The organism is Paraburkholderia xenovorans (assembly GCF_046030735.1).
Classification (GTDB): domain Bacteria; phylum Pseudomonadota; class Gammaproteobacteria; order Burkholderiales; family Burkholderiaceae; genus Paraburkholderia; species Paraburkholderia xenovorans_A.
This window is the reverse complement of sequence record NZ_JAQQBV010000005.1, coordinates 273,918-284,180: the sequence shown is the minus strand read 5'-3', so window position 1 is coordinate 284,180 and position 10,263 is coordinate 273,918. Positions and strand designations below refer to the sequence as shown.

General features: G+C 60.1%; 6 protein-coding genes. 4 read left to right on the top strand and 2 right to left on the bottom strand.

The window, feature by feature from the left end:
• Nucleotides 1-291: 291 nt before the first annotated feature.
• Nucleotides 292-2,013: a ubiquinone-dependent pyruvate dehydrogenase gene (poxB, locus tag PQQ51_RS07375; RefSeq protein WP_408496083.1), complete on the bottom strand. Its 1,722-nt coding sequence runs from the start codon at nucleotides 2,011-2,013 to the stop codon at nucleotides 292-294.
• 372 nt (nucleotides 2,014-2,385) lie between these two features.
• Here poxB and PQQ51_RS07370 point away from each other — a divergent pair, with 372 nt between their 5' ends.
• The gene (locus PQQ51_RS07370; protein ID WP_408496081.1) at nucleotides 2,386-3,483 is read left to right on the top strand and encodes a porin; all 1,098 of its coding nucleotides are present in this window, start codon (nucleotides 2,386-2,388) and stop codon (nucleotides 3,481-3,483) included.
• Nucleotides 3,484-3,627: 144 nt separating this feature from the next.
• Here the strand turns inward: PQQ51_RS07370 and PQQ51_RS07365 are convergent, their stop codons facing one another.
• Nucleotides 3,628-4,536 carry a LysR substrate-binding domain-containing protein gene (locus PQQ51_RS07365; RefSeq protein ID WP_408496079.1) on the bottom strand — a complete coding sequence of 303 codons (909 nt, stop codon included), beginning with the start codon at nucleotides 4,534-4,536 and terminating at the stop codon, nucleotides 3,628-3,630.
• Nucleotides 4,537-4,782: 246 nt separating this feature from the next.
• On the opposite strand from PQQ51_RS07365, the gene PQQ51_RS07360 reads away from it, so the two are divergent.
• The 3 genes from PQQ51_RS07360 (at nucleotide 4,783) to PQQ51_RS07350 (ending at nucleotide 10,219) form a co-directional block, all read left to right on the top strand.
• Nucleotides 4,783-6,261: an SLC13 family permease gene (locus PQQ51_RS07360; RefSeq protein WP_408496078.1), complete on the top strand. Its 1,479-nt coding sequence runs from the start codon at nucleotides 4,783-4,785 to the stop codon at nucleotides 6,259-6,261.
• Between the two features lie 110 nt (nucleotides 6,262-6,371).
• Nucleotides 6,372-7,892, top strand: coding sequence for an argininosuccinate lyase (gene argH, locus PQQ51_RS07355; protein WP_408496076.1), 1,521 nt, complete (start codon nucleotides 6,372-6,374; stop codon nucleotides 7,890-7,892).
• A gap of 188 nt (nucleotides 7,893-8,080) precedes the next feature.
• The gene (locus PQQ51_RS07350; RefSeq protein ID WP_408496075.1) at nucleotides 8,081-10,219 is read left to right on the top strand and encodes a TonB-dependent receptor family protein; all 2,139 of its coding nucleotides are present in this window, start codon (nucleotides 8,081-8,083) and stop codon (nucleotides 10,217-10,219) included.
• Nucleotides 10,220-10,263 lie beyond the last annotated feature (44 nt).

Sequence of the window (10,263 nt, the reverse complement as noted above, 5' to 3'; positions counted from 1 at the left end):
TTGTTGCAGCAGACCCCGAAAGGCCCACCGCCGCATCGCGCATCAAGCGCCCACACTTATCGGCTGTTAATTTTTAAAGATCATTCGCTTGGAAGCTCTGCTTTCTTCGCGTCCGTCATCAAACGGGAGGCGAATTATGCGATGCGGCACGCACCCCGTCAACCCCAATTGCGCAATTATTTTTTCGTCGTCGATACGGCGATCGCATACGCTCTGTGCGAGATGCACGCACCGCGTGAAGATGTACTCGAAACGCCGAACGCATCTTCACGCCACAACATCACTCAAGTACTAGCGCAAGTTAGTCCGCGCGAGTTCGACAATTTCGTCGCCGCGTCCGTTGAGAATCGCCCGCATCATGTAGAGACTGAAACCCTTTGCCTGCGCGATCTCGATTGTCGGCGGCATGGCGAGTTCGTGCTTCGACGTAACGACGTCGACGAGCGCCGGGCCCGGATGATCGAAAGCCTGTTTGAGCGCACCCGCCACATCTTCCGATTCTTCGACGCGAATGCCGAAGATCCCCGCTCCCTTCGCAATTGCCGCGAAATCGGTTTTCGCGAGATCGACATTCGTGTCGATGTAACCGGCCGCCTTCAACTCCATCGACACGAAACCCAGCAGGCTGTTGTTGAACACCACTACCTTGATCGGCAGGTCGAGCTGCCGCGCGGTGAGCAAATCGCCGAGCAGCATCGAGAGCCCGCCGTCGCCGGACAAAGACACGACCTGTCGCTTCGGATGCGCGCCTTGTGCGCCGAGCGCCTGTGGCATCGCGTTGGCCATCGAGCCGTGATTGAACGAGCCGTGCAGCTGACGCTTGCCGTTCATGGTCAGATAACGCGCGGCCCAGACGGTCGGTGTGCCGACGTCGGCAGTAAAGATCGCGTCGTCACTCGCGACCTCGTCGATCATCTTCGCCAGATATTGCGGATGGATCGGGCGCCCAGCGCCGGCTGGCGTCGCAAGATCGTCGAGCCCCTTGCGGGCCGATGCATAGTGCTTGCGCGCATTGTCGATGAAACTGCGGTTCGTTTTGCGCTGGAGCTTAGGCAGCGTCGCGGCGACGGTCTCTTTAACGGTACCGACCAGACCCAGCGCGAGCGGCGCGCGATGACCGAGTTGCGAGCCCTTCCAGTCGATCTGGATGATCTTCGCGTCAGCCGGATAGAACGGACGATACGGAAAATCGCAGCCCAGCAATAACAGCGTGTCGCACGACATCATCGCGTGATAGCCCGAGCTGAAGCCGATCAGGCCGGTCATCCCGACGTCGTATGGATTGTCGTATTCGATGAACTGTTTGCCGCGCAACGCGTGAACCACCGGCGCGCCGAGCGTATCGGCGAGCGCGACCACTTCGTCGTGCGCGCCTTGCGTGCCGCTGCCGCACATGATCGTGATCGCGTCGGACGCATTCAACAATGCCGCGAGTCGATCGAGGTCTGCTTCGGCGGGCAAAATCCTCGGTGGCGCGCTTTCTGTCCATGCGGGCGCTTCCTTCGGACCTTCGCTCAACGCCACGTCGCCCGGCAACACGATCACGGCGACGCCGCGCTCCTCGATCGCAGTGCGCATCGCGCGCGCGAGCACGCGCGGAAACTGCGAGGCGGAGGACACCACCTCGACATAATGGCTGCATTCCTTGAAGAGCTCCTGCGGATGCGTTTCCTGAAAGTACCCGAGGCCGATTTCCGTCGACGGAATGTGCGCCGCGATCGCGAGCACCGGCTGGTGATTGCGATGGCAATCGAACAAGCCGTTGATCAGATGCAGATTCCCCGGACCGCAACTGCCCGCGCACACCGCGAGACGACCGCTCGAAGCCGCATCAGCGCCGGCCGCAAAAGCGGCCGCTTCTTCGTGACGGGTATGCATCCAGCGAATCGAGCCGATCTGGTCGAGGCTGTAGGCAAGCCCGTTCAGACTGTCGCCCGTCACGCCCCAGATCCGCTCGACACCCGCTGCGGCGAGTGTGCCGGCGAGGTAATCGGCAATAGTTTTGCTGGCCATGCTTGACTCCTTGTCTGAAAACATCTTTAAGAAGGCGACTCCGGTCGATCGAAGCTGATTGAAAGACATCGGACCGATGCCGATGTACCGCATCACAGCCACCTGTACGACACGAACCTCTGCCGCGAAGTTCTATCAATCTGCGGCAATCCGCGGTCTTTAAAACTTCGGCATCCGTATGAAAATCGAATCAACGGTCTGTCGTGATTCACGTCGATCCCATGTTGTAGACGAACGACATACAGGGCGAACCCCAATCACCCTTTATTTTTTGAAGACAATATTATTGCGCCCAGGCCAAAAGCCACGCATGAACCGTAAAGTCTTATAGGCCTGCGGTTTGCCCGATAACTACACACGGGGAAAAACTCTGTGAAGAAAACCATCCGCGCCATCGGCGGCGCAATCATCGCCATTGCGGCGCAGTCCGCTTTCGCGCAAAGCTCGGTCACACTGTACGGCATCGTCGACACGAGCGTGCGCTACCTCACCAACGCCAACGCAAACAACGACAGCCAGGTGGCAATGGGCATCGGCCCGATCACCGGCAGCCGCTGGGGCCTGAAGGGTTCCGAAGACCTGGGCGGCGGTCTGTCCGCCGTATTCCGGCTTGAAAACGGCTTCAATCTGTGGAACGGGCAGTTCGCAAGCTCGAATACGCTCTTCAACCGGATGGCCTATGTCGGCGTATCGAGCAACCAGTACGGCACGTTGACGTTCGGTCGCCAGAACACGCCGCTGTTCGATCAGCTCGGCAACGTCTACGATCCGCTGACCGTGGGCAACTACGATCAGGACGGCTGGCTGCCGGGCGCGCTCGGCTACGGCCTGCGTCAGAACAACTCCGTCAAGTACAACGGCCAGTTCGGCGGCGTGAACGTGGAAGCCATGTACGGCTTCGGCGGCGTGGCAGGCAGCACCGGCGCAAGCAACATGTACGGCTTGACCGCGTCGTACACGTACGCCGGCCTGTCTCTCGATGCCGGCTTCCAGCAGAACAGCGACCTGCATAACAACAAGTTCAATGTCGTGAACGTGAGCGCGGTCTACGCGTTCAGCACGGTCAAGGCATTCGCGGGCTGGTTGCATGCCCAGGACAACACCGGCATGGTCGATCAGTTCATGGCGGCGACGGGCTCGCCGGCGGCGGGTTGGTCGACGCCGGTGACGAACACCAATCGCATCGACGACGGCTTCTATGTCGGCTCCACGTGGCAAGTCACGGCGCCGTTGCTACTGACCGCGGCGGCCTACTACGACCACTCGCGCAATGCGCTCAACGCCGACGGCACCACCCTCGGTCGCGGCGTGCGTTACTCGGGCGTGCTGCTCGCCGAATACTCGCTGTCGAAGCGGACCGAAGTGTACGGAACGGTCGATTTCATCCGCGGTACCGGCGCGGCGAAAGCCGACTTTCCGGGTCGCAACAACCAGACCGGCGTTGCAGTCGGCTTCCGCAACATCTTCTGATCGATGCGGCCCGGTTTGATGCCGGGCCTCGCAATTCGAACCCAACGGCGCGTGCCTCACGGTACGCGCCGTTTTTTATATCGACGCCTGAAACTCGCAGCCGATTGCCGAAGATGCCGAAGAGCGCAGGTGTCGCTAAAGAAGTCACGACAACACAAGACCCGGCCCAAGCTGCGTCACAGCGAATTCCCGGACATGGGCAACAAAAGATTTCAGTAACAACGGCGCGGGCCGTTGAGCAGGCGTCAGCACCGCAAAATCTGTCACGAGCGCGGGTTCGAAACGTCTAAAAACCACACCGGTGCCGCGATAACTCCACGCACTGATCGCGTCTACCACGGCGACTCCCGCGCCCGCTTCCACAAAGGAACAGATCGCGAGCCCCACCTGGCTTTCTATCTGAACATCGAGTTCGATGCCATGCGCCGCAAACAATGCGTCGATTTGCAAGCGCGACGTAACGGTTCGGTGATGCCCAATGAGCCGCTCGCCTGCAAGATCGGCGGGCGTGATCGCTTCCATCGAACATAGCCGGTGTCCCGCGGGCAATGCGCAAACCATTCGCGTAGACAGCAAATGCTCTCCGTGCGAACTGGTGTGGTTCATCGAAAGAACCGCGAAGCCGACGTCGCAGCGCTGCCCCATCACCATGTCCACCACCGTACGGGACGAGTGCACCGCGAGAGACACGTGAGAGTCCGGCTTCGACTTCAGATAATCCGCAATTGCGTGCGGTAGCAAAGACTGCGCGAGCGACGGCGCTCCGGCGATCTGCAACGTGCCTCGACGAAGATTTCGTATGTCGTCCGCCGCACGCGAGATCCGATCGACACCGGCAAGCGATCGCTGCACCTCTTCGAAAAGCGCCTGCCCTTCCATCGTGGGATGCAGACGCCCTTTGACGCGATCGAACAGTTTGAAACCGACCGAGCGTTCGAGATCGGCAACAAGCCGCGTGGTTGCCGGCTGCGAAATATGCAGCATCTCGCTGGCAAGCGTGACCGTCTGATAGAGCATCACCGCCCTGAATGCTTCCAGTTGGCGTACCTTCATATCCGACCTATAACAAAATGCTATCGACAGTGAAATAGAAAGCATTGTACAGCGCACTTTCTACTTCGTAACCTACCGGTAATCCAATGCTATCAGCGCATGGCGCGGTGGATCGGGCCATACCATTCCTGGGTTCAGATCCTTCGGGTTCACCCGGAATGACTCGCGATGAAAGCATGGTCGGTGTTACGTCGCTGGGAGACAAGCGACTTACAGGCAAAAAGGGCTTCATTCAAACGGCGGTGCATGTATGTTCAAGAACACAGTACGTCCACATCGGACAGCGAATGCCTCGCTGCGGGCTACGCGATGAGCACGACCGACATGACGAATACAGCGGAGACGCCCGGATCGAAATCGCACGGTCGCTTGCATCCCGTGTTGATCGCGTTGGCCGTGATCATTGCCGCGGCGCTGCTGACCCACATCATTCCGGCGGGCAAATTTCAACGTGACGGCAAGCACGTCGTTCCCGGCACGTATCAGGTCATACCGAAAGAAACCGGCCTCTCGGCGCTGCTGTCGCCGACGGTTCCCAAAGCCGACGAATCTCCTGCGCATGCCGTTAGCGTAGTGAGTCTGTTTGCGTCGATTCCGTCAGGGTTCGTCGCTCAAGCGCCGTTGATTTTCATGTTGATGTTCGCGGGCGGCACGTTCGGCGTATTGCGCGCCACGGGTGCAATCGACGCCGCGATCGACGACTTGCTGCATATCTCTTCCGGCAACGCGTACGTTCTGGTGGCGGGCGCGACCGTGCTGATTGCATGCGGCGGCACGTTTATGGGGTTCAGTTCCGAATACGTGGCCATCATGCCCATTGTGCTGTCGCTGACGAGGCGCCTTAAGTTTCCGAACCTCGTCGCAGCGGCCATCGTCGTTCTCGGTGCGGACATCGGCTATATCGCTTCCGTCACCAACCCGAATGCACTCGCCGTCGCGCAACCGTTGGCCGGGGTGCCGATTTTCAGCGGCATCCTTCCGAGGCTCGGCATTTTCGTCGTGATGCTGGGACTCGGGCTCGGCTATCTGATGCTCTATCTGCGTCGTCTGCCTAAGGCGGATTACGTGCCCGGCGCAAGACGGCTTACCACGCATCAGATCAGAGTCCTGATCGCGCTGGTGGTTGGCGGAGCGGCGTTAGTGGGCGGCACGAGCGTGTGGTCCTGGCGACACGCCGAACAGGCCGCGGCCTTCCTCGCGTTGAGCCTGTTCATCGCGCTCGCAGGTGGAATGCGGCTGAGCAACGCGGCGGACGCTCTGATCGACGGCATGAAAAGCATGGTTTTGCCGATCACGATGATCGGTCTCGGGGGTGCCGTCGGCGTCATTCTCGAAACCAGCCGGATTCAGGACAGCATCGTGCAGGAGCTGGCCAACGTGATCCAGGGTCAACCTCACGCCGCGGTGACGGCCGGCCTGATGATCTCGGAAATGATGTTCGGGATTCTGATCCACTCCGTTTCCGCGAAGGCCGCCGTCAGCATTCCGATTCTGGCGCCGATCGCGCATCTGTCCGGCGTCAGCGGACAACTCACCGTCACGGCCATGCTGCTCGGCTCAGGATTGATCAACGTGGTATCGCCGACCAACGGTTTGCTATTGGCTTTTCTCGCGACCGCCAAAGTGGATTACGTCGCGTGGATCAAGTTCGTTACGCCGTTATTCATCGTTTTATGCGTTGTCGGCTTTGCGGCGCTTTATCTGTTGACGGCGCTGGGCAGCTAGAACAAGGCGCGCACAAGCGCCCACCCATTCTTCACCTTCTCATCGATGCCGACGCTCCTGTGCGAGCTGTCGTCGGGGGAGTCTTTTTTTCAAAAACGGGATCAGACATCATGGAATCGAAAGTTAGTCGCCGGCTGAAACAGCCTCTTGCGAAAGAAGTGATTCAACACATTTTCCTGCCTCGCCTGAATCGTGAGTTCTTCGCGAATTACGAGCTGCTCAATCAGATCAACCTCGCCCATCTGGTGATGCTCGACGAGCAACGCATTCTCGACAAGGAAGCATCGAAACGGCTCGCCGGAGCATTGCTGAAGATGCAGCAGGATGGCCCGAACGCAGTCGAACTCGATCCGGCACGAGAAGAGGCTTACTTCAACTACGAAGCGCATCTGATGAAGCTGGTAGGGGAAGATCTGGGAGGGCGATTGCATACCGCTCGCAGCCGCAACGACATGGGCGCGACGATAGACCGGATCCGCGCACGCGGTTTCGTGCTGCGGATCGGCACGGCGTTAGCCGACGTCGCCGACGCCGCGTTGTCCCGTGCGGGCGAATTCGCCGACTACGTGATGCCTGGCTATACCCATATGCAGGCCGCTCAGCCGATCACCTACGGCTACTATCTGTCGGCACTCGTGGATGCCTGGTCGCGGGATATCGAGCGCCTGCTGCATGTACTCGACACTGCCGACGGCGCTCCGTTGGGCGCATGCGCATTGGCCGGCACGTCGTTTCCGATCGACCGCGTCTCGACCAGTCAGATGCTGGGATTCAACTACCCGCTGGCGAATTCGCTCGATGGCGTGGCGTCCCGCGACTTCGCGCTCGAATTGAGCGCCACGCTGTCGATCCTGATGATCACCTGCAGCCGGATGGTGCAGGACTTCTACATCTGGTCAACGCCCGAATTCGGCTATCTGTCGTTTCCGGATAGCGTGGCGAGTACCTCGAGCATCATGCCGCAGAAAAAGAATCCGGTCGTACTCGAATTCCTGCGAGGCAAAACGGGCCATCTGATCGGCTTGACGTCGGCCGCATTCACCACCGTCAAATCGACCCACTTCACCCATTCGGGGGACAGTAGCCGCGAAAGCACGAGAACATGCTGGGAGAGCTGCGAAGAAGCACTGAAGGCGCTCGAACTGATGAAGCTGCTCGTACTCGATGTCGAGCCCAATCGCGAACGCATGGTGTCGCGAGCCGCCGAGGATTTTTCGACGGTGACAGACCTCGCGGATTTGCTGGTTCGCAAGGCAAACACGTCGTTTCGCGACGCTCATCACATCATCGGCGCCGTGGTCCGGAATACGCTCGATCAGGGACTGTCGGCCACACACATCACATCGTCGATGATCAATGCAGTGGCAAGCGAGCAGCTAAAACGCGCAATCGATCTCAACGAAGATGAAGTACTCGAGTGCCTCGATCCGGTGCGCAATGTCGCCGCGCGACGGTCTTATGGCGGCCCCGCGCCGAGCCTGGTATCCGCGCGTCTTGAAGTACAGAAGGCGAAGCTGCTGAAACAAAGGCAAGTCATCGCGGCAACGTCCAAACGGCTGCGCGATGCGGAAAATCTGCTGAAGTCTCGCGTCGAGTCGCTGGTTTCCGCCGACGAGCAAGCGTCTGTCTAACCTCCAGTTCCGTCCTGCTCAAAGCGAACAGTAAGGTTTCTTTCAAATGAAATTGATTCTCATTTATAATTAGCCGCAATTTTGCTCGAAACTTTCTGTAACAAGTACCGGAAGAGCCGAAGACGGTCGCCCGACCGTCTTTTCTCGTCCGCTGCTTCCGCCGACCGAGATCAGGGATTACTGGGACCATGTTTTTCGCCGAATGCCGTCGCGTAGAGACCCGCAGCAAACTTACGCCGCTCGCGGCTCTCGCCTTTGTTGCGTTTCTCGGCCAGCCAGGAAGTGCGATAGCAGAGGATGCCCCGGCGCCCAGCGCCGCCCGGTCTTCCGACGATAGCAAGGCCACGGAACTCGAATCGATCGCCGTGTCGGGCGACTGGCTCGGCACGGGGCTCGAGAACAACGTCAAGACCTTTGCCGGCGCACGCACGGTCGTCGACAAAGAGGACATCAAGCAAAGCGGCGCAACGAGCATCGGCGACGTGTTGCGGCGCGTTCCAGGTGTGCAATCCACCGACAACTCCGGCACGGCCGGCAGCGCCGTTTCGCTGAATATCGGCGTGCGCGGTCTCACGGGGCGCTACACGCCGCGCTCGACCGTGCTGCTCGACGGCATTCCGCTTGCGGTCGCGCCGTATGGCCAGCCGCAGTTGTCGTTTGCGCCGATCAGCCTCGGCAACATCGAATCGATCGACGTCGTGCGCAGCGGCGGCGCCGTGCGCTACGGTCCGCAGAACGTGGGCGGCGTGATCAACTTCAAGACCCGCGCGATTCCGGACAAGCCGGGTCTGACCGCCGACGCCTCGGTGCGTGAAAACATCTACACGGCCGGCGGCGGCAGCAATACGCAATACAACACATTCCTCGGCACGCAGCTCGACAACGGCCTGGGGCTCGCGCTGCTGTATTCGGGCATGACGGGCCGCGACTGGCGCGACGGCAGCGACGAGCGCGTGAACGATCTCGCGCTCAAATTCCGCTACGAACTCACGCCGACCTCCGAGTTCTACGGCAAGTTTTCGTACTACGACGTGAAATCGCGCACGCCGGGCGGCCTGACGGTCGCGCAATACAACGCGGACCCGTTCCAGAACACGCGTCCTACCGACTACTGGAGCGGCGAACGCAAGGCCGTCGACGTCGGCTACCTCAACACGATCTCAGCCAACCAGGAGTTCGAGATCCGCGCGTACTTCAACGAGAGCTACCGCACCAGCGCGCTGATCAACGCGGCCGGCACCCAGTTGCAATATCAGCCGCGCAACTACAACACGCTCGGTATCGAGCCGCGTTTCACGCAGCGCTTTTCGCTCGGGCCGCTGCAGAACGACGTCACCGTCGGCTATCGCTACATCCGCGAACGCGGCGACGACAACAGTTACAACCAGACGCTGAAAACCGGCGTAATCAGCCCGACGAGCACGTTCGACAATGCCACCGACGCCCACGCCGCGTACATCGACGACCGGATCGCATTCGGCCGCTGGCGCCTGACGCCGGGCGTGCGATTCGAACACATCGAATCGAGCCGTGTCGACGAAACGCTCAAGCAGACCTACCGGACGAACAACAACAAACCGTTGCCATCGGTCAACCTGTCGTATTTGCTGAACTCGTCGCTGACGCTGTTCACCGACTACAGCACGTCGTTCGGTCCGGTGCAGAATCTGCAACTCAGTTCGCAATCGGCGGCCAATCCGCTGCAGCCGGAACTGGCGAAGACATTCGAAGTCGGCGCTCGCTGGACGAGCAAGCGGATTCACGCGGAAGTCACCGCGTTCAACATGCTGTTCGACAACCAGATCGTGCAGCTTCCGGGCGTCGTGCCGGCGACGTTCCGGAACATCGGCGCAACCCGTCACCAAGGTATCGAAACTGCGATCGACTACGCATTCGCCGAAGACAGCGTGTTGGCCGGCCTCGACGCGTACGCGAATTTCACGTACACGAAGGCGATCCAGAAATCCGGCGCCACGGCCGGCTTCGATGTGCCGTTCTATTCACGCGTGACGGACACGCTCGGCCTGAAGTACGAAACACATGGCTGGACGTTCAACGTATCGAGCACGCATCAGAGCTCGCAGTTTTCCGACGTCGCGAACACCGTGGTGGAAACGCCGAATGCATCGGTTGGCCGGATTCCCGGCTTTCGCGTGTGGGACATGCAGGCCGACTGGAAAATCCCGGGCTGGAAGGGCAGCAGCCTGACGGCAGGCGTGAACAATATCGCGGACAAGCGTTACTACACGCGGAACATCGACGGCAATCCAGGGCGGATGGTGGGCGCGCCGCGCATGGTCTACGTGCAGGGGCATTTCGTTTATTGACGACGCGTCGGGCGGCGCAGGCCCACGCCGCCCGGCTGCCCCGC